The sequence below is a fragment of the Pseudomonadota bacterium genome (genome assembly GCA_026388315.1).
GTDB lineage: Bacteria > Desulfobacterota > Syntrophorhabdia > Syntrophorhabdales > Syntrophorhabdaceae > MWEV01.
The window spans coordinates 19,917-43,666 of the sequence record JAPLKA010000037.1 but is presented as its reverse complement, the minus strand read 5'-3'; the positions used below and the strand labels follow the sequence as shown (position 1 = coordinate 43,666).

24 protein-coding genes are annotated in these 23,750 nt (G+C 41.3%); all 24 read right to left on the bottom strand.

Annotated elements, in window-relative coordinates:
* Position 1 precedes the first annotated feature (1 nt).
* Complete coding sequence (locus tag NTX75_03790) at positions 2 to 229, bottom strand: hypothetical protein (protein ID MCX5815351.1); 228 nt, start codon at positions 227 to 229, stop codon at positions 2 to 4.
* A gap of 335 nt (positions 230 to 564) precedes the next feature.
* Positions 565 to 912: a hypothetical protein gene (locus NTX75_03785; GenBank protein MCX5815350.1), complete on the bottom strand. Its 348-nt coding sequence runs from the start codon at positions 910 to 912 to the stop codon at positions 565 to 567.
* A 201-nt stretch (positions 913 to 1,113) separates the two neighbouring features.
* On the bottom strand, positions 1,114 to 1,332 hold the full coding sequence (locus tag NTX75_03780; protein ID MCX5815349.1) for a hypothetical protein: 219 nt from the start codon (positions 1,330 to 1,332) through the stop codon (positions 1,114 to 1,116).
* Between the two features lie 2 nt (positions 1,333 to 1,334).
* On the bottom strand, positions 1,335 to 1,715 hold the full coding sequence (locus NTX75_03775) for a clan AA aspartic protease (GenBank protein MCX5815348.1): 381 nt from the start codon (positions 1,713 to 1,715) through the stop codon (positions 1,335 to 1,337).
* A 62-nt stretch (positions 1,716 to 1,777) separates the two neighbouring features.
* On the bottom strand, positions 1,778 to 2,992 hold the full coding sequence (locus NTX75_03770; GenBank protein MCX5815347.1) for a glycosyltransferase family 4 protein: 1,215 nt from the start codon (positions 2,990 to 2,992) through the stop codon (positions 1,778 to 1,780).
* Between the two features lie 64 nt (positions 2,993 to 3,056).
* Complete coding sequence (locus NTX75_03765) at positions 3,057 to 4,304, bottom strand: DUF2334 domain-containing protein (GenBank protein ID MCX5815346.1); 1,248 nt, start codon at positions 4,302 to 4,304, stop codon at positions 3,057 to 3,059.
* A 4-nt stretch (positions 4,305 to 4,308) separates the two neighbouring features.
* Positions 4,309 to 5,505 (bottom strand): hypothetical protein, encoded by a 1,197-nt coding sequence (locus NTX75_03760; GenBank protein MCX5815345.1) that lies wholly within the window; start codon positions 5,503 to 5,505, stop codon positions 4,309 to 4,311.
* Positions 5,506 to 5,644: 139 nt separating this feature from the next.
* A complete protein-coding gene (locus NTX75_03755) occupies positions 5,645 to 6,889 on the bottom strand; it encodes a CDP-glycerol glycerophosphotransferase family protein (GenBank protein MCX5815344.1) in 1,245 nt (414 codons plus the stop codon).
* Positions 6,890 to 6,900: 11 nt separating this feature from the next.
* Positions 6,901 to 7,686, bottom strand: coding sequence for an aspartate/glutamate racemase family protein (locus NTX75_03750; GenBank protein MCX5815343.1), 786 nt, complete (start codon positions 7,684 to 7,686; stop codon positions 6,901 to 6,903).
* Positions 7,687 to 7,690: 4 nt separating this feature from the next.
* Positions 7,691 to 8,389 (bottom strand): class I SAM-dependent methyltransferase, encoded by a 699-nt coding sequence (locus NTX75_03745; protein ID MCX5815342.1) that lies wholly within the window; start codon positions 8,387 to 8,389, stop codon positions 7,691 to 7,693.
* Positions 8,390 to 9,667, bottom strand: coding sequence for a DUF711 family protein (locus tag NTX75_03740; protein MCX5815341.1), 1,278 nt, complete (start codon positions 9,665 to 9,667; stop codon positions 8,390 to 8,392).
* Positions 9,664 to 10,335, bottom strand: coding sequence for an NTP transferase domain-containing protein (locus tag NTX75_03735; GenBank protein ID MCX5815340.1), 672 nt, complete (start codon positions 10,333 to 10,335; stop codon positions 9,664 to 9,666). Before NTX75_03735 ends, NTX75_03740 begins: the two co-directional genes overlap by 4 nt.
* On the bottom strand, positions 10,332 to 10,760 hold the full coding sequence (locus NTX75_03730; GenBank protein MCX5815339.1) for a hypothetical protein: 429 nt from the start codon (positions 10,758 to 10,760) through the stop codon (positions 10,332 to 10,334). The genes NTX75_03735 and NTX75_03730 overlap by 4 nt, the downstream gene beginning before the upstream one ends.
* Positions 10,729 to 11,493, bottom strand: a complete 765-nt coding sequence (locus NTX75_03725; GenBank protein ID MCX5815338.1) for an NTP transferase domain-containing protein — start codon at positions 11,491 to 11,493, stop codon at positions 10,729 to 10,731. The genes NTX75_03730 and NTX75_03725 overlap by 32 nt, the downstream gene beginning before the upstream one ends.
* Before the next feature lie 201 nt (positions 11,494 to 11,694).
* Complete coding sequence (locus NTX75_03720) at positions 11,695 to 12,999, bottom strand: ABC transporter ATP-binding protein (GenBank protein ID MCX5815337.1); 1,305 nt, start codon at positions 12,997 to 12,999, stop codon at positions 11,695 to 11,697.
* A 97-nt stretch (positions 13,000 to 13,096) separates the two neighbouring features.
* The gene (locus tag NTX75_03715) at positions 13,097 to 13,450 is read right to left on the bottom strand and encodes a four helix bundle protein (GenBank protein ID MCX5815336.1); all 354 of its coding nucleotides are present in this window, start codon (positions 13,448 to 13,450) and stop codon (positions 13,097 to 13,099) included.
* A 63-nt stretch (positions 13,451 to 13,513) separates the two neighbouring features.
* Complete coding sequence (locus tag NTX75_03710; protein MCX5815335.1) at positions 13,514 to 14,293, bottom strand: ABC transporter permease; 780 nt, start codon at positions 14,291 to 14,293, stop codon at positions 13,514 to 13,516.
* The gene (locus NTX75_03705; GenBank protein ID MCX5815334.1) at positions 14,290 to 16,005 is read right to left on the bottom strand and encodes an O-antigen ligase family protein; all 1,716 of its coding nucleotides are present in this window, start codon (positions 16,003 to 16,005) and stop codon (positions 14,290 to 14,292) included. The genes NTX75_03710 and NTX75_03705 overlap by 4 nt, the downstream gene beginning before the upstream one ends.
* A gap of 73 nt (positions 16,006 to 16,078) precedes the next feature.
* Positions 16,079 to 17,140, bottom strand: a complete 1,062-nt coding sequence (locus tag NTX75_03700; GenBank protein MCX5815333.1) for an SDR family oxidoreductase — start codon at positions 17,138 to 17,140, stop codon at positions 16,079 to 16,081.
* A gap of 257 nt (positions 17,141 to 17,397) precedes the next feature.
* Positions 17,398 to 19,032: a nucleotide sugar dehydrogenase gene (locus tag NTX75_03695; GenBank protein MCX5815332.1), complete on the bottom strand. Its 1,635-nt coding sequence runs from the start codon at positions 19,030 to 19,032 to the stop codon at positions 17,398 to 17,400.
* Positions 19,033 to 19,396: 364 nt separating this feature from the next.
* Entirely contained in the window at positions 19,397 to 19,663 is a 267-nt protein-coding gene (locus NTX75_03690; protein ID MCX5815331.1) for a hypothetical protein, read from the bottom strand.
* 168 nt (positions 19,664 to 19,831) lie between these two features.
* The gene (locus NTX75_03685; GenBank protein MCX5815330.1) at positions 19,832 to 20,224 is read right to left on the bottom strand and encodes a four helix bundle protein; all 393 of its coding nucleotides are present in this window, start codon (positions 20,222 to 20,224) and stop codon (positions 19,832 to 19,834) included.
* A 332-nt stretch (positions 20,225 to 20,556) separates the two neighbouring features.
* A complete protein-coding gene (locus NTX75_03680; GenBank protein MCX5815329.1) occupies positions 20,557 to 21,294 on the bottom strand; it encodes a hypothetical protein in 738 nt (245 codons plus the stop codon).
* Positions 21,291 to 23,549, bottom strand: a complete 2,259-nt coding sequence (locus NTX75_03675) for a polysaccharide biosynthesis tyrosine autokinase (protein ID MCX5815328.1) — start codon at positions 23,547 to 23,549, stop codon at positions 21,291 to 21,293. Before NTX75_03675 ends, NTX75_03680 begins: the two co-directional genes overlap by 4 nt.
* Between the last annotated feature and the right edge of the window lie 201 nt (positions 23,550 to 23,750).

Genomic DNA, 23,750 nt, shown 5'->3' with positions numbered 1-23,750 from the left:
CTTATAGTTCACCGGCAGAAATCGATACGAATTCCCGTCTTTTGAGCTGTTCCAACGATCTTTCAAGGGATTCACGATTTGCTGGAGTTGACATTAAGTATTCTGTTTCATCAAGACTGTCCGATATATTAATCTCAACAACATTATCGTTTTTAAATACACTCCTCAGCTTTTCAATGAGGCTTGAATCAAGATCGTTAAGTTTCACCACAAAACTCGCCCTGATCATTTGCACCTCCATTTATTAATCTTATTATAGTATAGCATGTTTCAAGAAAAAATTGGTTGTTGGTTGTTTTGATTGGGTCGTGATTATTACTTGGTGTCGGGCCACGCCATAAAAGCGGTCTTGAGTTTTGTCCAAGTAATTTCAATTTGTTACTCTCAGATGACCAACACCTTCCGTAGCGCCTTAGGCGCTATTGTTGAATGGATATTACAGTTACCCGAAGGGTGAGCTGTTTGGGCAGAATTTGCGGGGTATCCATAATTCTGACCAAAACCAATACATCTCTCATTCATCAGATTTATATCCGATCTTATCTGTGGCAAAAACTGCTTTTTTTAACTGTCGGAAACCTTGTAACCTTTCCCGTGTGATTCAGTGTCAGCACGGTGGGCGGCAAGATCGTCAGCTACTGCCCTGATCTCCTGTTTGAGGGATTTTTCCACATCATCAATCTTATCTGAGAGTTTCTTATCCACGGAATCAATCTTATCTGAGAGTTTCTTATCCACGGAATCAATCTTGTGGTTGAGGGCATCAACCTTGCCATTCACCAGGCCGATCTCTTCACGAAGCTCCTGCCTGGTATCTTGAATTTCCCTGTGGAGTACTTCGTGGCCCTCAAGGACAAGGTCAAACTTCTCTTTAATATCTTCCAGTATCATTTCAAGATGGTCTTTTTTCATATGTTACCCCCAAAATAATTACCATGAATTACCACTAATTACATTTATAATCTTCGTTACTTCCTCATCTTTCAATTATGGCTCATTCATTTCCCCTTTTTAAAAGCAGTGTTGTGTGTTGAGTTGTCCCTCCTCAGTCGGGATTGAATCGTATGAGTTGAAAAACATTTACTTCTAAATTCTTTCCTCTCGCCCAGTCGCTTACGCTACTTCGAGACGCAGAGTTCGCAGAGAGGAGATGTTTCTTAAAAATTTACTTGTGCCCCGAAGGGGCATGGAGTGTGGACTGTATTGACGGCTTATCACAATGCAGGACACAGGGCAAACTATCGCATTGTATTCATCTGTGTACATCAGATTTATATCTGTGGTTACATTTCCCTTGGATGAATCGCCTATTATATCTCTTACTGCTTCCATTATCAGCCTGCCGTCGTAAAGGACTTCAACGGTTTTGCAGCCATTCTTTTGAGGGTTCTTGTAACAGGGTCAACTCCTATGCCTGTATTTTCTAATGCCACTACACCGAGGATTGGCTCTGAATCTTCAGATCCAAATATTACTTGTGTTACTGTTTCCGATCCCATGAATGAAACTCTTGCAAATCCAAATTTGTATTCTACAGACTGCCCATTGGCTAATTCATATACTTCTTTTCCCTCAACCTTTATACCTGCTTTAATTAATTCAGACTCAGGGGCCATACAATCAATAGCTCCCGTATCAACTAAAAAATCTGCTTCGTATGGCTCTCCTGTTTTTTCTAAATTAGTTAATCTTGCTGTTATTCTTATAATTCTCATATTCAAACCCCACTTTTTTGATTTAAAGACAGTTTTGGTTAATCAGCGATTCGATATTTCCATTAGTTCTGACTTTTACCATTTCCTGATCCCCTTGCCCCTTGCCTGTCTTTTCCACCTTTCACCAAAGAATAATACAACTCTTCCATTTTACCCATCCAGTATTCCTGGTCGCCTTTTTCCTGTATCAATTGCAAATTTCTTTCAGCAAAGGATTTCCTCATTTCATCATTTTCCAACAGTGTAATAATGGAATCTGCAACCTGATCAACATTGTTCATGTCAACCAATAATCCATTCCAGCCATCTTGTATCCACTCTCTTACAGAAGGCAAATCGCTTATCACCGGGACATCCCCGCATGCCATCGCCTCCTGCAAGGCCATCGGTCCCGAATCCCTATCGGAGATTGAAACCATTACATCCGCAGCCCTATGGTACAGTGCAACTACATCATGATTGACATAACCTACTATTTTCACTGCATCCTTCACACCCAGATTCGATGCCAAACCAAGTAACTCATTTCCCTTTTCTGCAGGCGAATGCCAGATAAAGACAAAAACGATGTCATCAACAGACTTTCTTACCTTTGGTATGGCCTTTACGATCTTGTCCAGATTGTAGAACAAACCGGTGTTTCGAGGACTTAAGACAATCTTCGAGTCTGCCTGAAGGTTTAACATACGGCGAATTTCTGCCTTGTTTCCGTTTGGATTAAACACTCTTAAGTCAACCCCTCCATTGCGCGTAACATGAACTTTGCTTTTATCAGCACCGTGCACCACACATGCATCTATCAAAGCCTGAGACTCACCAGTTATTAAGTCGGCCTTCTTTATTGCGTATTTTGTCCTTATCTTTGTATAAAAATCTATATGTTCTTGTTTCCACAAAACGTCACCATTAAAAACCGTGACCATATAAGGATGAAAACTCAGATAAACACCAAGATATCCAGGGTACCAAAGGGTAAACGAATGAACAATGTCAGGCTTTATTTCCTTAACAATTTTTCTAATACGAATAATTTCATTCAGTTTGAAGAGCCATTTCCAGTGTACGTTGGAATAAGCGTCTTTATATCTCTCGAGGCGCGGCCTCAGGTCAGGTTTTCTCCGGAGGTCATATACTGTAACGCTAGGTATTTCTTTGGGTATATCTGTTAGTATCGAGACCTCATGACCCCTACTTGCCATCCAGGTCATCATCCTTTCTACATGGATGCTACTTGCCCATCCAATGCACAATATTCTTAATTTCTTCAAAGTGGCCATGGATAGATTCACAGATAAAAACGAATATTTTTCCTACTTACTTATAAAGTGTGACCGTAATATTTCAGTAATCAGTTTTTTTAGTATCGCAGTTAAACCGTACTAATTCCCCGGATAAAAGGCCGACAAAAAAGGCTACGATTATTCCAGCTATAGACTCAAGCCTCCCGTTTCTAATCGAGTAAAGCATTGCAAGGGCAAACAATGAAACAGATGTTATTCGATAAATGTTTATTTTAAGTAATTTCCTTAAGATTACTTTCAATATCAGGAATCGAAAGATTAGAAATCCTACCAAAACAAAAGACAAAAAGGAGAGGGCATTGACAAAATTTACTTTCAATTTCGCGATTTTTTTTATTGAAATTGCCTTGTCTGCTTCTAAATAGTAAAGCTTATCAGAAGGAATCATGGCTTTGGGGTTAAAGAAAGGAAGGGGCAAGAATAATTGTGGTAAAAACAGAGTGGTATAGAGCTTGTTTCGAGCCATCAGGCTTTCTGTAGTATAAGGATATTGCTTTGCAACGCCACCTATATTCATAATTTCAACATCATCTTGCTTTTTTAGTTCATTCAGAATCAATTTAAACGCTGACATCGATCTTTTTTTTATGTCATAATCGACTACATCTGATTCCATAAACTCGTATCGATTAAATACATTAATCACTATCGGATTTAAGAAATTGTACTTCTTTGCTTCTTTGACAGTTTTGATCAGATCTATCGTAGTGCATGTTGAAGGTAGAAACTTCAACTTTGAATCTCTTGAAATTACGCCATTTCTATTGGCCAACAATATTTCTATGCCCGCTTCTTCTAAGGCCGCCAATGCGTTTCGATCGTACTCTTTAGAGGAAACAAAGATCTTTACATTCTTTTTAAAAATACTCTCTAATTCCTGCTTCCCATGTAATATTTCTTTCTTTTGCTCGGATGCTAGAATAAATGAATACTCCAATTTTACTCCGCTTTTATTAAAGGCTATTGCCTCATCCAGGAAACCGTGCAAAGCAATTTCTACAATTCCCGCATCAGAAGCTTTTTTCAACGCAGTCTTTTCCTTTATTTCAAAAGGAATCGGTCTGTGGGTCTTAATGTCCCTCTCAAAGGGGATTATCGCAACCGTTAAGGGTATGTTTCTTTCCATGAATACATTCATAACCATATTATCAACAACCGGATCTGAAGTATTAGATACATAGTCGTACCTGAAACATACAATTACCTTTGAAAGTGCGCTCTCAGAAAATACGAAAATTGCAATAATCACCACAGCAAGGCAAAAAATCCATTTTGTAATTACTTTCATTTTTTTAGTTTAAAAGATTATTTTCTTGGAGAGCATTATAAATAGCTCTGGCAATAATATGGTTACCTTGAGGACTTATATGAGTTCCATCCATGTATAAATATTCACCGTTAATTTTCTTCTTTATTAGCGTTTCACGAAAAATATCGAAAATATCAATAACAATCAAATCTTTAAAATCGATTGCATCTTTTAGTTGGCTCAAGTTATGAATGTTAAACTCATAATAAGTCTTTAAATCCTGATTAGTCGGAAAAAAAAGAACTATCGGAATAAACTGTTTTTCTTTCGAATAATCTATGAACCTTCTTATTATGTGCTTTGTTGTTTCAATTCCACTCTTATTAATAACGGCAACTTTAGTATCGTAGTCTAAAACTACGAAGGGAGGTGATTTCTTGATAAAATTGGCCTTCACTAGTGCCCAGAAGAAGGGAAACTTGAATTTTGGAATGGAATTATAATAAGGATACCAGTAATCATACTTTTCGCATATTTGTGATACAAAATCACTATTTTTAAGCCTATACAAATCTTCTGGTTTCTTCACTGGATTTTCAAGAAGTACATATTCGTTGTCCTTAGCAGGAAAAAACATAGGCTTAGTGGAACCCCAAAGGTCGACTCCATAGCGTCCCATATAATAGACTGCTCGATAACGGTTAACATTGCGACCCAAATTCTCACTTAAAATTCCAAGTATGACTATTTTTGTGGGGCTATCACCATATTGCCTTTCAATTTTCAGTAATGCTTGATCTGTCCCGTAACCACTAACTCCAAAATTGTAAACTCTTGTCTTCGTCATATCAGACAAATAATATTGCCATGTTTCATCATCACAAACTTGATTACAAAAAGTAAAAGAATCGCCATAGGTTGAAATATATGCCATGTTCTTTGAACTGTTATTCGATCGCGCTCCATTATGATCAATATGATAACTCCAATCCTCATATATCTTTGAACTATAAGGCACCATGATCCAGCCAAGAACCGGATCGAAATCGTATAGAAAATTACCTTTTGTAAAGTTAGCTATGCCATCGTTTATCTTTGATGCAGTTATGATTTTTATTTTATTGTAAGGGATTAAATAATATTCTATTAAAATCCAAGAACATATCTCTACAGAAGTGTACATAATCAAAAAAAAGATAATCAAAAAAAGAAAAATCTTTAACCGTGCTCTTGAAGTCATTTTATGTTCATCACATCGGTTTATTATCATTTCAATGAAAGAGACATATCATTTTATGGAATATAGCAGGGGAATTCTACTTTTGCCGAAAGTATGGATACTCAGTTATGCCAGACTTCACGATGGCTTGGATTTAATATCAGTTTCTGAATAAACGGTGAGATATTCTTGAAATTATGCCTAGTTTTTTTGTCTGTTCCGGGTAGCAATGTTGTAAAAAGTCATTTTTGCTCCCTTCGATAATACCCCGCTGCTTTATGTCAGAGACTAACTTTAATGCTTTGTCGTACTTTTCCAGTAATGGCGTTACCGGGCGATCGTCGGTCTCAACAACAATTTTCGCTATGCGTTCTCCTGACTTCCCGTCTGTTTTAAAAAACAGTTGTCTTTCTAATTCCTCATTCAACTGTATCCGTTTCCCAAGATTGTTTTGTATTGCGCGAGGAAGATCTTTGGGGATGGTTACGGTTTCCACTAATCTTTGGCCTCTATTATCGGATGATAAAATCTCATTCTCAAAAATATCAATACCATATTCCTCAACAGAGGAACCAAGCATAATCGTTGGTTTGCCTAAAAGTAACGCATCAAATGTTGAGCCACTTAATCCGTCCGTTAAAACCAAATCACTTAGCCTGTAAAGAACTAATGGGTCCATATAGTCCCCAAAAACATTAATCTCGGGATAGGACATGAATTTGCAAAGTCTATCGATTTCCCCATTAAACGTACAATGATGCAGCTTGATAATGATATTATAATCGTTACTTAAGCCGAGCACTTCATCTGCGAAGGTGTTTATTGAAGAATACGTGTTCCACGTTGGCAAGTATAGCAGTGTCGGCTTGCCGTGATCTAATCTTGTCTCGATTTGCTCCAACAGAACTTCATCAATGTTGTCGTTAAACCAATCATCAAACATCGGGTTGCCTGCATAAAATATGTTATCATACCCCCTGCTCTTATATCTCTCTGACGCTTCCTCTCCGAAAGCTATGATGAAATCCATTAAATAGTTGAGTTCATATTTAAACTGCGCCTGTATATTTCGGGGAATACCATAGACAATTTTAAAAATTCTTACGTTATCTAATAAATGGACGCCGGTAAACATATGCGGACATATGATATTACGAACATTTTTTTTAATAAAATCCGCAAAATTATCTATATCAGCAGGTCCATAATCCACAACATTTACATGTTTCTGTTTCAAGAAAGAATACACATAATCATAAAGGCCCCTCGAACTCATACCGCCACCATATTCAACTATTGGCTTATCCGTTTGGGGGGGGATTAAAAAAACTGAATCCTCCAGGGATTCGTAAATGCTTCTAAAAACGTAGTAGTGCAATGGTACCATACAAACAAAAGCGTTCATCGCTGCTCCATTTAACGAATGCCCCGTTTTAAAAAAATCTCATCAGGATCGAGCAAATGTCGTGACAAGTGGAGCTCTTTAAGCGCCGCCTGTGCGAGTGCGATATTGGAGTCGAACGCCTTAAGACCATCCTTCTTGCTTCGGTCCAGCAAGGACGAAAGTTCGGTGCATCCCAAGATAGCCGCCTCAACACCACCTGCCCACAGCCGTGTGATCAACTCATCAAACTTAATGAGATTAGCATTGGTAATTGCACCGCGTATTTTTACATCTTCAATCATGCTCGAAACCATCATTTGTTCATCTGCGTTCAGCCGACGACACTGAAGGCTGAATTCTCCCGCTAATTTTCCATAGAGATCATGTAATGCAAGGGAAGCGGAAGTGAAAGGCGTAAAACTCTTGATACCGGCACGCTCTGCCAGCGCCAGCGTTTCACGCACAATGTGGGGTAGCGGGACGGGTGAATCCTTAGACCATCTTTCATACAAAATATGTGCTGTATTGCACGGAACAACGACCACAGTTGCACCTTGCGCGTATAACTCTCTTATGGTCGCAGCAATAGCTGGGGATGGGTCTATTTCTCCAAGCTGCAGATGTCGGCCACGGCTCGGCAATTTTGTATTGATATCCGCAATCACACGAGGGTAATGCCAGTCTCTCGTTGCTCGGATTCGCTCATACAGCACTTTGCAGAAATCTATTGTTGCCCAAGGTGCGACGCCGACAATTCCAAGCACACCTTCATTCTCGGGCCAATCTACTTCACCACCACTTGGTTTAATAACAGGCATTGTTTTATTTGACCTTGAAGAGATATACCCGCAGGCGTGTTTCAGGGTATTTGTTTAATGAACAACTCTCATCGAACATATTCTCATCCTTAATACGAGAGAGCCCGGCCTTATTGAACATCTCAAGATATTCATTTCGACTACGATATGTTGCCGAATAATGGACATTTAGATGCTCCGAAAATCTGTCGTTGATTTCGTATCGCCCCTCAATTCCCGTTCCATCCCGCAGAAGAATTATCGTTTCAGCATGACATGCCTGAATAAAGTTGGCCATCAATTTAGCTGCCTGGTCGTCGTTCATGTAAACAAACAAACCCGATATAAAGATAATATCGAATGATCGGTCCGCAATGTAATCCTCCGCTGGTGATACCACAAACTCTATATTCTGGACACCACGACATAGCGCTTCCAGTCGACCAATCTCGCTTAACGGCTCGGAATATTCTACAGCTACAATTGATTTTGCGCCATAATCGACAAATCGAAATGACCATTGTCCAACCCCAGCGCCCAAGTCGAGAATGTTTCGGTCTTTGATCTGTGGAAGCCAAGCAAAAACTTTCTCTGTTTCCAAACGAATTTTTAATTCGAGGTTATCAGCATCTTGTTCTAAATTAGCGATGCTCTCAAAAGGCAATGAATCATAAGTTTGTGCACGTGCATCCCAAAATCGTTTCACTTTGTCTTTTTCAATCATCTATATTTTGGACCTCCATTTAAACGTTTTTTTTGTTGGAATGAGCCTTGACGGTGCCAACATTCCAAAGGCATGAGCAGCACTTTCCAAACTGCGATCAGTGGCGCTAAGTCCCATTACACGGCTATCACAAAGAAAATCAAGATTGAACTGTGTAAGTTCGTTGTTTGACCGCCCCGGAATCGGCAACAAACGGATGCCAAGCGGTTTTTTCAACGAAAGAGACATCGCAGCAATATCTATCATCACAGCAGCAAGTTCCTCAGGAAAACTATTACCAGGCACGGGAACCATGTCAACACCACAAGCACAAACGGATGCCAAGGCAACGAGTCCATCCAAACTTATCAAGCGCCTGCTATTGGCGGATGCAAGACCATTGTCCTCGAGCAGTGAGTACATGACACCATTGAATCCTACTGGAAGTGCGCCGCTTTTCAGCAGCGCTGCTCGAATAACATCAGTTAAAATAGCGGTAATAAATACACTGCCATGACTCCCCACTGGTGCGCCACTCAACCTTTCCACAAGCGTTGCAACTGACATATGCCCATCGGGGAATGGTGAAAATGAGGCATCAATGCCGCGAAACTCACAACCAGAATCCTTTGCGATCCGCTCTCCTAATCGCTGAATATCAAATAAAATAGGTGCAAGCCGGGCTACAAGGTTATCGCGATAGCTGTCTATGTTTGGATACGGCCCCAATTCATTTGCAACTGCAAGTGCGACACCGGTGGTCTCAAGTGCAAAGCTGAACGCAACCTCGCCACCTTCATGACGGGAGAAAGGGAAAAAAGGTGCATTGGGTGGACAGCCGCAAGATGTGCCGACGCGAAAGTTATCGAACCCATTATTACTTCTCTTTGAAATTCGACTGATGAGCACGGCGACGTCGTTAATTGCAGGGAGAGATAGTCTCTCTGTATTGGCAACCATCAGATTCAAGAACAGTTTGGGAAAGCGGCTGATAATATCGATGGCAACACTTAATCGCTCGCGTCTTGAACCACCCGTGATAAAATCTAGTGGTAAACAGAACCACCTCACATTAGTCTCCGTGGCCAAGCCGTCAACGAACTTAATCATAGAAAGAATCAGACCTTCGTTCTCTCCTTCAATGCCAATAGGTGGAAGAGTATATCGAATAGTCCGTGGTGTCAATTGCACCTCACGAAGTAACTCGCCGGAAATCTGAAGCATTCGCTTAGAAGCAGCTTCAATTTTAGACTGTGACTTCGTACCTACAGGAATGCCAATGGTTAAGGATCTTATCATTTTGATCGAGTCTTCTGTATAAATCGCAGATAATCAGCAGGCGTATTAATTTCCACAAAGGCATGATTTTTTACCGGCACTGAATCAATTGGCTTTCCATCACAAGGAAGGGTCTGTGCAACAAAAAGATTGCCGTGTCTAACACATAACTGTTTCCAATTTTTCAGCAACGCCTCATCACTTATTTTAAAAAGACCAATAGCTTCCGGATGACTCATATCGCGTACTGCGCCTTGGTAAACTTCTGCGACAGTGTTGTCTTCACGCAGAATACAATGAATAGCCGTCAATGTACGATTCTCCCGCTGCTCGGTCAGCGCTATGTTTGGTCCACATTCATCGAGCTCGCTAATCAACGGACTGTCGATGAAGATGTCGCCGGATATTACATAGGATGGCTCGTTGTCCAAGGCCAAACCAAGACTCATAGCATTGTTGGAAAGCGCCCATTCATGATTGATGACATAATCCAACTGTGGATATTGCTGCATGATTTGTATTGCCCGGAACCCAACTACGACAGTTATCTTCTTTCCGTGAAAGGCTAATATCGCATGATCTAAGATTGTCATTCCAGTTACCGGATGTTTAATAAGGATCTTACTTACGCCATCAACCTGATGCCCGCGACCAGCCGCAAGGATAATAGCACGAGAAACTTTTCTCATCTTTTTAACTCCTCCAACGAATATTGACATAACGGTAACGGTTCCGGGAATCGATGTTTCACCGTCTTATAAGGATAAATATCCCCAACGAGCGCTCGCTCCGTAACTAACTGCCAGTCAAACTGGTATTTTTTGCGAAGGCTCCACACTTCGACTCTCGCATACTCATATTTTACTGCCGGAACCTTCTTCAACTCCAACGCAAGTGCCACTTCCATGCGATGTTGGCCATCGAGTACCAAAAAGTTATGGGCATCTATTGCGATTGGTTTAACCCAAAATTCTTCTTTCAATATCTTTTCCCTAAGCCATTCAACACGCCGGCGACTAAACCCTTCGATATGCCGTAAACTACCCACATCAACCAATTCGATCACCGGAACACCCACGATGTTACTCCTTTTCTCTTTGAACAGCCCGTTCATATCCTTTATCTGCTTTTTTATACGCTTCAATATCGTTAAACGAAGCCGCATAATAGTTACTCAAATCGAGCTCTTGGCAGGGAAACTTATTAATATTTTCTATCCACGGCATCAAGTAGAATTGTGCAATTGAACGCTGTATCGCTTCTTTCCGCACCGCGATATCCAAGGCTACTTCGTTTGCTCCAACATAAAGGGTTCCGAGCAATTTTTTCCAGCCATCGAATTGTTTGTCGTACTTTGGTGCATAAACAATATCTGTAACTCGGCCAGTTTCGTCAGTTTTCAAAGCCGCACCAGTTAAATTCGTACTATATTTCCCAATTGTTGCCCATTCTGATATTGAGGATTGTCGTGGTCCTATCAAACATTGCCAACCTGCCGGTTCAAGGATGATATCGGTTTCAATAATCATGTAACCTGCATCACGGCACAGCAAAGCATCGATACCTAAATCTACTGAAAGGATGTTAGTATCTGACTCATAACGCTGGTTGAATACCGTTTTAATTGCATTTCCATACTTAGCTTTTAGGAATAAATTAATATCATCACTTCGATAACCGGTGACAACAACAATATCATGTTTTTTCAAAATCATCAGATGATCCAGAAGATATTGCAATGCAGGCTTCCCCGCTATCGGCAACAAGGCCTTATGCGTCTGGGTAGTGAGCTGTGCTAAGCGACTGCCCCGACCAGCTGCCAAAAGTACAAAATTCTGTGGGATCACTTTAATTCTACCCCCTATCCATTTGATTATCCCATAATCCATCGCACGTTGCACGACCGACAATATTCTTAATCTTTAAACTAAAACTGGCCAATGCCTATATAAGTGTTTGATTTTGTGTGATGTCTTTTTAGAAACCGGTGAGGCTAAGAAATCATATCTCATCGTAATAACAGCGATAACACGAATAATTGGCGAGTTTTAGATGTTATCAAAGTTGTTCCACTGATGTGACAAATTTACAGCGCCGTCTGCTCCATAGCCATTGTAATTGTCATAATCATTTCCATTCATAGGTTCAATTTCAAACTCTGCCGCTCTCCCAATTCTGTCAATAGCAAGGTCTCCAAATTCTCCATATATTCCTGCCATGACATAATAAACACCCGGGCGCATCGGGAGAGAATCTATCACGCAGCTTAACGACCCTCTGTTATCGATAGAGTATTCGCCAACCCTGTTTTTATTATAATATGTGCCGAACACCTTTATCTCATCCTTATTCATTAAACCCACCCAGAAAGTAGGTGAATATATTTTCTTATCAGCTTCATATTCCAACTTCACTACTATTTTATCTCCGGGTTGGAATCTATTTGACCTGACGCCTTCTGAATTCAACACTTCTACGGCTGTAAATCGTACCTCCCCGGTTCCCCACCGGGTTTTTCCGCCCACGTATGATGTATCGTTGATAAAAGTTGATTTTGAGGTCATATACGATACGTATGCATTTATTACATCATCCGGATCACCTTCCTGCTCAATAACGCCTTTGTTTAACCAGATTACCCTGTCGCACAACCCTCGCACTGCGGAAATATTATGAGAGACAAAAACAATACTTTTGTTGCTTTTACGAATCCTGCCCATCGTATCGAGACATTTTCTCTGAAAATTCAAATCACCGACTGACAATATTTCATCAATCAGAAAAATATCGGGATCAATATTTGCTACTACCGCAAATCCCAGCCTGACATACATACCGGAGGAATATCTTTTTACCGGCGTATCCATGAAGCCATCCAATTCGGCAAATGAGACAATGTCATCGTATTTCTTATCAATATCTTTTTTGGCAAGCCCCATTATAGTCGCATTCAGATACACATTTTCCCTCCCGGTAAGTTCCGGATGGAAACCGGCGCCAACCTGGATGAGCGGGGCAACCCTGCCTAAGATATCTATACTGCCTTCTGTCGGGGCAGTCACCCTGGACAATAGGCGTAATGTGGTTGTTTTTCCTGAACCGTTGGCGCCAATTATACCAACGGCTTCACCTCTTTTTACAGAAAACGAGACGTCCTTTAAGGCCCAGAGGATACTGCTGGGACTACTTGTACTGCAGTTTTGAATTTTGAATTTTGAATTTTGAATTGCATGTCTCCCAGAGAGAAGGGACTTGAGGGAACGGGATATCTCTTCGCGGAGAGAGCCGTACCCGCGCTGACGGATGTTGTAGGATTTGGAGACGTTTTTGAATTGGATGACGATGTCGGACATAACAGGTAATTGCGGATTTAGAATTTCGAATTTAGAATTTAATGTACAAAATCGAGGGAATTTCTAATTTACAATTTCGACTTGCAGATTTAACGATTCATCGACGTTTCTTGCTGGTTTTACCGATAGAGGAAAATATGGCAAGAAGTTCGGTCGCCTCATTGAGAAGCCATTGCCGGTCAGAGGAATTACCAACTGTAGCTTTCTCGCATAATTCCAGCCAATATTGAGTTTCTGCAGCTTCTTTTTCAACTATTCCAATCTTGTTCACAAAATCTGGACGCGATACTGCTCGATTAGCTTCGCGGTAGTTTGCCCCAATTGATGTTCCCGACTTTAACAATTGATATCCTACTACGTCTGTAACCTTGCTCTTAGGTAACCCAGTCACAAATTGAATGATTCTGATTGCAAAATATTTCGTTCTTGTTTCGAGCTCGGCTTTATCCACTTTGGTTTATAAATTCGAAATTGAAAATTCACAATTCAAAATATCTTTGTTCACCTTTCTCTATTAAATCACATCTGCGAATTTGGACTCCATTTTTTTGAAATACCAGTAAGAAAAAAAGAGGACAATGAGCGTGACGATTGCTGATATGCCCATATAGTTCCAGTTTGGCGGGATACCCTGAATTATGACCCTTCTATAGCCGTCTATGATGCCCACCATGGGATTCATTAAATAGAAAGGGAGCAGTTTTTCAGGAACGACGCTGAGCGGGTAGATAACAGGTGTTGCATACATCCATATCTGGAGGAGAAAGTTGAGTGCAAAACCTACATCTCTATAAAATACATTCAATGCTGAGCCGAGGAATGAAATACCCGCTATTAAGAAGCATTGAAGTATAATCAGTAAAATTGCAATAAATGCATATGGGGTTATATGAACCTTGTAGAAGACCAACAGGAGTACGAAAATGGAGGAAGCTATCAGAAAATCTACAAATGAGGCGATAATCGAGGTAACGGGAAATATCTCTCTGGGAAAATAGATCTGCTGAACAAGGCTTGAATTACCGACAAGACTTGAAGTTGCTGACGAGACCGCGCCTGAAAAGAATTGCCATGAGATCAGGGCACAGAATGAAAACAGCGGGTAAGGAATACCATCGCTCGGGATTTTTATGAAGTACGAAAATATAACAGTAAATATAACCATCATGAAAAGTGGGTTCAGAATTGCCCAAAGAATACCCAATACCGACTGCTTATACCGTGTTTTTATCTGCCTTGCAGCCAATTGCAGCAGCAGTTCCCTGTAGTTATAGAGGTTCTTAAAAAACATCATGCAGTCTTATAATCTGATTGTATATGAAGTTTCAGTATGGCAGCAACGATAGACCAGAAAAGAAGTGCAAACAAAATGTCTGAGTTACTAAAGAATCTCATGGTAAAAAGCCCTGAAACCGCCCACATTGACAAAGATATTATCAAAGCCTCCGCAATATTTCTCTCAGAACCTGACATGCTTTTTGCCATGCTTGAAAGGCCGGTTCTGAAAGTCCTGTATAATATGAGAATATAAAATAAGAAACCTAACATGCCGTAGTTTAGATAAACCAATAAATAAAGATTATGCGGGTCGTGTTCATAATATCTGACAAGGTTTCCTAATATGTCCCTATAGAAATAAGATGATCGGGCGTATTCGGGTATATATTGAGACCACATGTCCGGCCCGATGCCAAAAAAAGGGAAATCAGCAATCATGTTGAATGCGGCACTCCAGATTGATGCTCTTTGAGTTAAGATTGTATCCCATCCTTCACCTGAGGCTATCTGGACAAATGTCTGTAACGCCCTATGGATGAAAGCAATTTCATAAAAATATTCAACAATTATCAGTGTTATTAATATAGTTAAAAAAGATCCGGAGAGTATAAAGTACGATTTTTTAATCATATTGGCCCGAAAAAAAAGAAAGTATTCAAATAATCCGAACAAAAGGGCAAAAAAACCTGTTCGCCAATTACTTAAAATAAGAAATATGATTAAAAATATCAAAGCACAAAAAAAGGAATTTCGTTTCCAACCGCTTAATCTACGCATCAAGGCTATATGAACCGGAATTAGGATGAGACACAAGGCAGGGCTAAAATTCGATTCTTCCGCTCCGTAAAGTCCTCCAGTTACGCTTGCCAACCCTTCCTTCTGAAACAAAAAATAAAGAGCAAGCAATTGGTGAATTGTTATACAAATAACTATTGAAAATAATAATTTTATTACATCATTTTCATTCTTCATTGATATCATGAGGATAATGAAAAATATGAACGGCAGAAGCAAATCCATACAGTAATATACGATACTATGCATTGGGTCTTTGGAAAGTAAGATATAGGTTAATGGTACAAGTACAAACAGCGCACATAGTTTAATAAAATTCTTTTCCTTTCGGGATAGCATAGCACTGCCCCTGTTTCCAAAAAGAAAACAGATGAAAATAATGACAAGACCGATAGCGTTGTAAGATATATAGATATCGTTAATGATTAAATCAAGCCAATGATATTTTACGTTTTCCCATTGTATAAAAGACAATAATGGTATCGCCAGAATATAAATCAGCACGCCATAAAATTTCTTTTCACTCAATAATATATAGCGAACTGACAGGAAAAATACATATAACAATGCGAAAAATGAAAGCATATTTATGATACTAAATTCGATTGAGTATAGTGTGAAAAATATGCCTGCTATCATCACAGGTATAAGAAGTAAAATCGAGCGTTTCGAAATCAGTTTTTGATCAAAGATAAAGATAGAGAAAACACTCTGACTGATTTCGCGGAACGAAGCCCTTCTTATATCGAAAGCGTTTAGTATCAATAGGATAAATAGACAAGGAAATACGGGCATCATATTTCGAAAAATACTTCCCAACGTTCCTTCCGCCATAATGTTGAATAATGCTTTGGCTGTTAGATAGCCAATCAACACAACTACCAGGAATTGCAAAACATCTTTGAGTGAATATTTTTTAATAATCCCAGCCATGGTTTTATATATTATGGTGATAGGTTAAAAAAGACAGGCAAGAGGCAAGGGGCGATAGGCAATGGCTCATGGTTCATAGCTCATGGCTGATATACCATTCCCCGGCTTTTTCCAAACCATCCCTCACAGAATACTGCGGTTTGTATCCTAAGAACATTTTTGCTTTGCTGATATCAGCAAGGGAATGGCGTATATCACCTGGCCGGAAATCCATGTAAATCAGTGAATGGTGAATAGTGGATGGTGGATGGTTGAGAGCAGGAACATCAGACACAAAGTGGGAAGGAAAGACGATATCGCGAATAAGCTCAAACAGTTCGTTCAGTGTTGTTCGCCCGCCGAAAGCTATGTTAAAAACCTGATTAAGAGCATCTATATTGTCTGTGCAGGCTGCAAGTATATTTGCCTGCACCGTATTCTCAACAAAACAGAAGTCTCTGCTCGTTTCTCCATCACCATAAATGTAAACTTCTTTTCCTTCTCTGAGCGCTGCAAACCATCGTGGAATTGCCGCCGCATAGGGACCATTCGGATCCTGTCGTGGACTAAAAACGTTAAAATAACGAAGCCCTATACTCTGAAAATCATAAACCCTCGCAAAAACATCCGCATATATTTCATTCATCTTTTTTGTTACCGCATAGGGAGACAGAGGCCGGCCCACCTTCTCTTCTACTTTTGGCAAATCGAGGTGATCTCCATAGACTGAACTGGACGTGGCATAGACAAAACGCTTTACCTCGGCATCCTTCGCGGCTACAATCATGTTCAAAAAACCGACGAGGTTGTTTTCATTCGTTGCAATGGGGTTCTCTATGGAGCGGGGCACAGAACCGAGGGCCGCCTGATGCAGAACATAATCTACGCGGTCACATGCTTTCTGACATGTCGCTAAATCTCTGATGTCCCCTTCTACGAAGGTAAAGTTACTCCACTGCCCTGGAGAAACGAGGGATTTGACCTCTTCAAGGTTGCTCGTGTGCCCGGTCAGGAAGTTGTCCAATCCAACAGCCTGTTGGTTCAATTTAAGGAGGGCCTCGAGGAGGTTGGAACCAATGAATCCAGCCACACCGGTGATGAGCCACTTCTTCGGTGAATGGAGCAGTTTTTGTTGTAATTTTTCGTATTGATTCATAATGCTAAAATTCCTTTCCTCTCGCCCACTCCCTGCGGTCGTTCGAGGCGCTGAGTACGCTGAGAGCAGATGTTTTTTGCTGGAATGGGTAGAAAGATTTATTCCAGCAAACCCGCAACCCTGCGGGTAAAATTTAAGACCGTCCATCTTTTGTCCGCCTTTGTCGAGCGCAGCGGGCGGCAAAAAAGAGTTTTTTTCTTCGGGCTCTGCGCCTTTGCAAGAGACAAAATCATTGTGGGATTGCTATTCACTATCAGCTATGAGCTTCCTTTCATTTCTTCTTTCAGCCTTCTAATGTGCCCTCTTCCCAATCCCTTTACTTCACATTCCAATTGAAGATACCGTTTGATCTTTCCATCGTCGAGGATACCGAAACAATCAACAACAGCTATAGGTTTTTGGGCTAAATCCACAATCTCATCCGGATCAAGATTCAGGTATTCTTCATGTCGGACAGCAAGAACAAGGACATCAATGTCTTTAAGGGCAGCTTTAAGATCGTTTAAGACCACAAGATCATTTAACCTCTTCTGGTTCCTGAAAAAGATACTTTTGTTGTTATCGGGATATGATTCCTGGTTGGTAAACTCCCACCATTGCTCTACATAAGGATCGTGGACTCGTATCTCTGCACCCATCTCTGTAAGCCTACGGATGAGTATCTCTGAACCGCTGTAGCGTGTGTCACCCACATCCTCACGATACGAGGCGCCGAGAACCAATACCTCTGCATTTGCTATGGGTTTATTCATATTCCGCAGAGCATCACGGACAAGCTGTGCCGCATGGAGAGCACGGGTATCATTTATATCTATAGCAAGTGGTGTTATCTTGAAAATATCGTCTTCAAAGCCGAGGATATGTTTATATGCCCAGATACCGAGACCGCCGTCTTTTGGAAGGCAGTAACCGCCGATACCGGGACCGGGAAATATCATGTTATTATGGGTAGGACGCACTTTGATCGCTTTAATTACCTTCATAATATCTACGCCATTCTGTTCGGCAAATCTACTCCACTCATCGAGGAAGGCAAGTATGGTTGCACGGTAACTATTTTCAACAATCTTGGCCGTTTCCGATTCTATGGGTCGGTCAAGAACAGTAAGGGGGAATTTCTTAGTATTGAGTACCTCATTTAAGAACTTAACAACCCGCTGTTTCGCTTCCTCGTTGATACCGCTGCAGACGCGCCAGAAATCCCTGATGGATGCCACGTAGTCGCGACCGGGCATAACCCGCTCATAACTGTGTGCAAGGAGGGGATCACTTTCGATGCCACGCTGACGGAAGATCTTCTTCATGGCAGGAAATGCTACCTGCTCTGTCGTTCCCGGGGCAACGGTTGTTTCAATGAGGACAAGACATTCCGGTTTAATACGCCGGGCAATGATATCAAAGGATTCCTCCAGGGCGGTCATCTCAACATGGCCGGAGCGAACATTTCCGAGTTCTGTTTTTGTATAATCGAGCTGGACATCGACTATCACGACATCTGCAAATTGTAGGACATCATAAGTAAAGGTAGCTGTGAGGGTCTTCTTGTCAAGAACGCAACGCCGGATCATGGGGTCTACTTCAGGGTCCTCGGCCCTAACAGGAGAAATTCCCTCGTTGAGCTTTGGAATTTTCCAGTAACTACGCGGGCTGGGCCGCTGCATACCGATGACAAACTTGGAGGGGGTGCATGATTCATTTACAGTATCGGCAACAATCGCTGCCATAACGGCACCGACAAAGCCAACACCCATGACAACGACGATTTCCTGGCCTTTTGCGTGGGCTTTGGAGACAAGCTTTTCGATACGGGCAAGTTCCTGTTTGTAGTCATCTTCTGTTGTTGGTAACGTGTATTGTGTTCCATCCGGAGCAATTGAGATATTATGGCTCATTCATTTCCCCTTTTTTAAAATGCAGTGTTGAGTTTTGGGTGTTAAGTTGTCCCTCCTCAGTCGTGATTGAATCGTATGACTTCAATAAAACATTTACTTCTAAATTCTTTCCTCTCGCCCAGTCGCTTACGCTCCTTCGAGACGCAGAGTTCGCAGAGAGGGGATGTTTCTTAAAAATTTACTTCTGCCCCGAAGGGGCATGGAGTGTGGACAGAATTCGTCTTTCTCTGAATTCTGGCCACAAGCATATCTCGCTTTTCTCTGTGACCTCTGCGGCTCTGCGAGAGATACATATATCTTTTGTCTTTCATCCCTGTTCATCTGACTCTACCACTACTTTTCTTACAGTCTTATAGTATAAATGTTAGCTCATGACTGGCGACTCATGATTGTGAACCGTGAACTGTGAACCGTGAACAGCTTCTGATTTGGATGCGGCATATTGATGTATACTGAGAAAGGCGTATTCTTCTGTCTTCTGGATATACCAGATGAGGGCTTTGGCAACAAGCGCAGCAAGGATGATGCCGATGATGATATAGATAATCTTCTCTTTGCCGAGCGAGAAACTGAGTTTATTTTTAAGACGAACCTTGAGGCTGCGCTTGGGGCGCACCTTTTTGCGTATCATCTTACCGTGTTTGTGATGAGAATTTTCTCAGACATGTTAGGGATTAGGGATTACAAAAACGCATAGCGCATGGAGCAGAGCGCATGGAGCAAAAGACAAGTAATTGAGTGAATAAGTGATTGGGTAAGTAAGTGATTGAGTGAATAAGTGATTAAATAATTAAATAATTCATTTAGAATCTTGAATAATCTTTTTTTGTTTCTTCTGGGAAGCAATGTAACTATTAAGCACCTTAATCAGAGAATATCCTTCTTTTTTATACGTATCAAGTAGATTCTTATCAATATAACCTTCATCGAAACATTCATTAAAATCGTCTATCAGTTCACAAATCGATCCTCTCGATTGCCTACAAAACTGTATATTTTCCTGATAGTGATATCTGCCAAAACCCTCTGCTATATTATTTGTAATGCTGAGTTTTGCCCGACTCATCTGGCTTTTTAAATTATATTTTTCGCTATCAGGCAACATCTTTATCAATTTGCTTATATTTTTGTTAAATTCTCTTGCAAGGCTATATACGTACAAATCTTCGAAAGATGTTATTGAAGATGGCATCTGTTAATTACTCAGTTACTCAATCACTTAATCACTCAGTTACTTATCGCTACAGCTGTGCTGCGGCAGGCTACCGCCATTGGCATGGATTCATGCCCGAGCAATTTCTGTTTGAGATGTCCTTGGTGTTGCCCCATTTAATTAATGTCAAATACCGCTAAACATCTGCGGTTAATCAAATACCTTATATTCTACCATATTTGCTTGCTGAGTGCAGCTATCTGCCTTCTCCTGCGCTATGCGTCCTTTCTCTCACTCAGTTACTTAATCACTCAATCACTCATTCACTTAATCACTTATTTACTCAATCACTTAATCGCTCAATCACTTAATTACTTAATTACTCGTCTCTCTATTGTTTTTCCCTCTATCACTGCCTGCGGTATGGTGGTGACCATTGTCAATGCCTTTTCTCTGCCGACTATCCGGGAAGCCATTTCGACTGCCCCGGACAGGACCGGCGGTCTGCGGATCACGTCATGACAATCAGTGGCAATAATGTGCACCATATCATACTTTAACATCTTTTCCACAAAACCCTTTATCCCTTTGCCGAATTCGCCTGTTACACTCATGGCAGTGACCTGTGACAGGGCTCCTTTTTCGAGCAGTTCATAAATAACCTCACTATCCTGCTGAATCTGCGATACTCTCTCGGGATGGCTGATAACGGGTGTAATCCCCTGCCCGATTAAATCGAGAATCAACTTCTTTACGGCATGGAGCGGAAAAAGGTCCGGGAGTTCCAGGATAATGTAACGCTTATTATCGTTCACTGTAAGCGCTTCACCCTTTTCGATAAGACTGGTTAATGCAGGGTATATCCGGACATCAGACCCGGGGACAATATTGAGTAAAATACCGTTTTTATCAAGTAATTCCTGCAGTTGGAGGGACTGTTCCTTTATTTTTGCTGTATTATTTTTGTATACGCCATTCAACGTATGCGGCGTGGCAACTATGGTCCTTATGCCATCATCGAAGGCCATCCTGCACATCTCAAGGGATTCATCCCAACCACGCGGCCCGTCGTCAAGATTGGGGAGTATATGCGCATGAAGGTCGATCATGTTTCCTTCTTGTCTCTATGCTCCGGCTTTCTTTTAAAAACAGTGGATATGATATTCTTTAAATCCATCATGTTCTTCACGGGATGCTTATTTCCGTCGCCCCTCATTCTCGTCTTTTTCTTCTGCCCGTCCTCGCCGTAATAGTTTCCGTAATGGTAATAGTATCTTGAGTAATACCGTGAATAGTACTTGTAGTAAGGATAGTAATAATTCTCCTTCTGGAAGTCAACATCATTGAGGACAACGCCAAAGATGTTTGCGTTCACCTCTGAAAGCTGATGAATCGCCGACTGGGCAGCAGGTCGTGGCGTTACACCCGTTTTTATAATCAGGACAACGCCATCCACATAGGACCCGATCTCGACTGCATCGGTAACAGATGTAATGGGCGGCGAGTCAAAAATCACGATATCGAATTGCTCCTTCATTTTTTCAATAAATATATCCATATGACTGGAAATGAGGAGTTCTGACGGGTTGGGGGGAATCGTCCCGCAGGTAATCAGTTTTAAATTTTCCACTTGGGTATCCCGGATGATTGAAAACGGTTCTTTAGCATCTACGAGAATCTCGGAGAGGCCGGGCTCGCGCTCCACCTTAAAAACAGTATGGGATCTTGGTTTTCTCATATCTGCGTCGATGAACAGCACCTTTTTGCCAAGCTGGGCAAAACCGACGGCCAGGTTCACAGACAGAATTGTCTTCCCTTCGCTTGGCAATGCCGATGTGACAAGAATAACCTTTTTTTCGCTATCCGATGAACTGAAGAGGATATTTGTTCTCACCGTCCTTATCGCTTCAGCAATGGATGAGCGCGGTGCATCAAGTAAAGGGATCTCTTTTTTATCCTCCCCCTGTGATGAAGGTTCAAACTTCCCCAGAATGCCGAGGAGCGGCACCTCAAGGTACTTTTTGACATCATCAGGGGATTTGATTGTATTGTCAAGGTATTCAAAGAAAAAGGCAAGGCCTACTCCAAAGGCAAGGCCGGAGACAAGGGCAAGAAGGAGGTTCTGCATGATTTTCGGTTTTACCGGACTGTTCGGCACCCTTGCAGGGTCAATAACCATAATATTGGATATGCTGATGCCTTCTGTCACATTTGTCTCTTTTATCCTCTTGAGCAAAGACTCATAGAGGGAACGGTTTGCATCAACATCCCGTTTTATAATATTGAATTCGCTTTCCTTTTCATTAAAATCCAGCACGGCCTTTTTCTGTGCTTCCAGTGCGCCATGCAAAGACCTTTCGCGTGCAACAGCCATCCTGTATTCACTTTCTATCGATTGCGCAATCTTCTGAACTTCCTGTCTTATTTTATTCTTCAACTCATTCAATTCCGAGTTAAGCCGTATAATTTTCGGGTGTTCCGGCCCGTACTTCTGAGATAGTTCATAATAACTACCTGAGATTTTTATATATTCGTTCTTTAATTGGCCAATGAGATAGCTTGACACAACAGCAGGCAGTGCCTCAATTGTCTCGGGATTTCTGCTGAGATTTTTCATCTCATTATACTGGTTTTCTTTTGCAAAACGCTCGGTCTTTGCTGCACCCAATGCTGTATTCAAATCTTTCAGTTTCTGAGAGTCAACATTGTACTTTTCATCCATATCTATCGCAATAACACCCTGTTCTTTTCTGTAACTCTGCAGCTTTGTCTCTGATTCCTCCAGTCTCTCTTTTACTTCTTTAATCCGTGTGGATAGCCAGCCCGTTGCATCCTGGGATGCAGAGAACTTCCTTTCGAGGTCGCTTTCTATATAGAGCCTCGCATGGGCATTTGCGATGGTTGCAGCAAGCTTTTTATCAGCAGAATCAAAGCTCACATTTGCAAGTCTGCTGCTCCTGATAGGTTCAACCTTCAGTTTGCCGAGGTAGTTTGCAATAAGGTTATTCTGCGCTGCCTCTGTTTCTTCCTTAACCGGGCCGAATTCTTTATTGTCTTTGAGGTTCAGCGCCCTGATGACCTTTAAGGCAAGGGCATTGCTTTTCAGAATATTATACTGTGTCTGATAGTAATCAATATCGGACGATTTTATATCGAGGATTTCTTTGATATTGGTGACATTGGGGTTTTCCTTGTCTATAAGTATCTGTGCCGTTGCCCTGTACACAGGCGTCACGGTGAATGACCGTATTGCTACGGAGAAAAAGATTACGAGAAAGACCGTTGCCACCACCCATCTTCTTTTGAATATGACATGAACATAGTCCATTAAATGGGGTTCTTCTATCTGAAACATCTTAGGCATGAATAATTCCTCCTACGGTTGGTGAAAGGTAAACAGCGCATAGCGCATGGCGCATGGCGCAAGAAGCATAGCAAAGACGCATGGAGCATGGCGCAAAGCGCATGGCACATAGTGCATAGTACAAGAAGCATGGAGCATAGCGCATAGTGCAAGGCGAGTAGAGTATAATTCATAGTGCTTAGTGCTGATAGTAGCTGATAT

Bases quoted from the DNA above. Each gene is read 5' to 3' on its own strand.
- NTX75_03790 (MCX5815351.1), bottom strand. From the start codon at position 229: ATGATCAGGGCGAGTTTTGTGGTGAAACTTAACGATCTTGATTCAAGC.
- NTX75_03785 (MCX5815350.1), bottom strand. From the start codon at position 912: ATGAAAAAAGACCATCTTGAAATGATACTGGAAGATATTAAAGAGAAG.
- NTX75_03780 (MCX5815349.1), bottom strand. From the start codon at position 1,332: ATGGAAGCAGTAAGAGATATAATAGGCGATTCATCCAAGGGAAATGTA.
- NTX75_03775 (MCX5815348.1), bottom strand. From the start codon at position 1,715: ATGAGAATTATAAGAATAACAGCAAGATTAACTAATTTAGAAAAAACA.
- NTX75_03770 (MCX5815347.1), bottom strand. From the start codon at position 2,992: ATGGCCACTTTGAAGAAATTAAGAATATTGTGCATTGGATGGGCAAGT.
- NTX75_03765 (MCX5815346.1), bottom strand. From the start codon at position 4,304: ATGAAAGTAATTACAAAATGGATTTTTTGCCTTGCTGTGGTGATTATT.
- NTX75_03760 (MCX5815345.1), bottom strand. From the start codon at position 5,505: ATGACTTCAAGAGCACGGTTAAAGATTTTTCTTTTTTTGATTATCTTT.
- NTX75_03755 (MCX5815344.1), bottom strand. From the start codon at position 6,889: ATGAACGCTTTTGTTTGTATGGTACCATTGCACTACTACGTTTTTAGA.
- NTX75_03750 (MCX5815343.1), bottom strand. From the start codon at position 7,686: ATGCCTGTTATTAAACCAAGTGGTGGTGAAGTAGATTGGCCCGAGAAT.
- NTX75_03745 (MCX5815342.1), bottom strand. From the start codon at position 8,389: ATGATTGAAAAAGACAAAGTGAAACGATTTTGGGATGCACGTGCACAA.
- NTX75_03740 (MCX5815341.1), bottom strand. From the start codon at position 9,667: ATGATAAGATCCTTAACCATTGGCATTCCTGTAGGTACGAAGTCACAG.
- NTX75_03735 (MCX5815340.1), bottom strand. From the start codon at position 10,335: ATGAGAAAAGTTTCTCGTGCTATTATCCTTGCGGCTGGTCGCGGGCAT.
- NTX75_03730 (MCX5815339.1), bottom strand. From the start codon at position 10,760: ATGAACGGGCTGTTCAAAGAGAAAAGGAGTAACATCGTGGGTGTTCCG.
- NTX75_03720 (MCX5815337.1), bottom strand. From the start codon at position 12,999: ATGTCCGACATCGTCATCCAATTCAAAAACGTCTCCAAATCCTACAAC.
- NTX75_03710 (MCX5815335.1), bottom strand. From the start codon at position 14,293: ATGATGTTTTTTAAGAACCTCTATAACTACAGGGAACTGCTGCTGCAA.
- NTX75_03705 (MCX5815334.1), bottom strand. From the start codon at position 16,005: ATGGCTGGGATTATTAAAAAATATTCACTCAAAGATGTTTTGCAATTC.
- NTX75_03700 (MCX5815333.1), bottom strand. From the start codon at position 17,140: ATGAATCAATACGAAAAATTACAACAAAAACTGCTCCATTCACCGAAG.
- NTX75_03695 (MCX5815332.1), bottom strand. From the start codon at position 19,032: ATGAGCCATAATATCTCAATTGCTCCGGATGGAACACAATACACGTTA.
- NTX75_03690 (MCX5815331.1), bottom strand. From the start codon at position 19,663: ATGATACGCAAAAAGGTGCGCCCCAAGCGCAGCCTCAAGGTTCGTCTT.
- NTX75_03685 (MCX5815330.1), bottom strand. From the start codon at position 20,224: ATGCCATCTTCAATAACATCTTTCGAAGATTTGTACGTATATAGCCTT.
- NTX75_03680 (MCX5815329.1), bottom strand. From the start codon at position 21,294: ATGATCGACCTTCATGCGCATATACTCCCCAATCTTGACGACGGGCCG.
- NTX75_03675 (MCX5815328.1), bottom strand. From the start codon at position 23,549: ATGCCTAAGATGTTTCAGATAGAAGAACCCCATTTAATGGACTATGTT.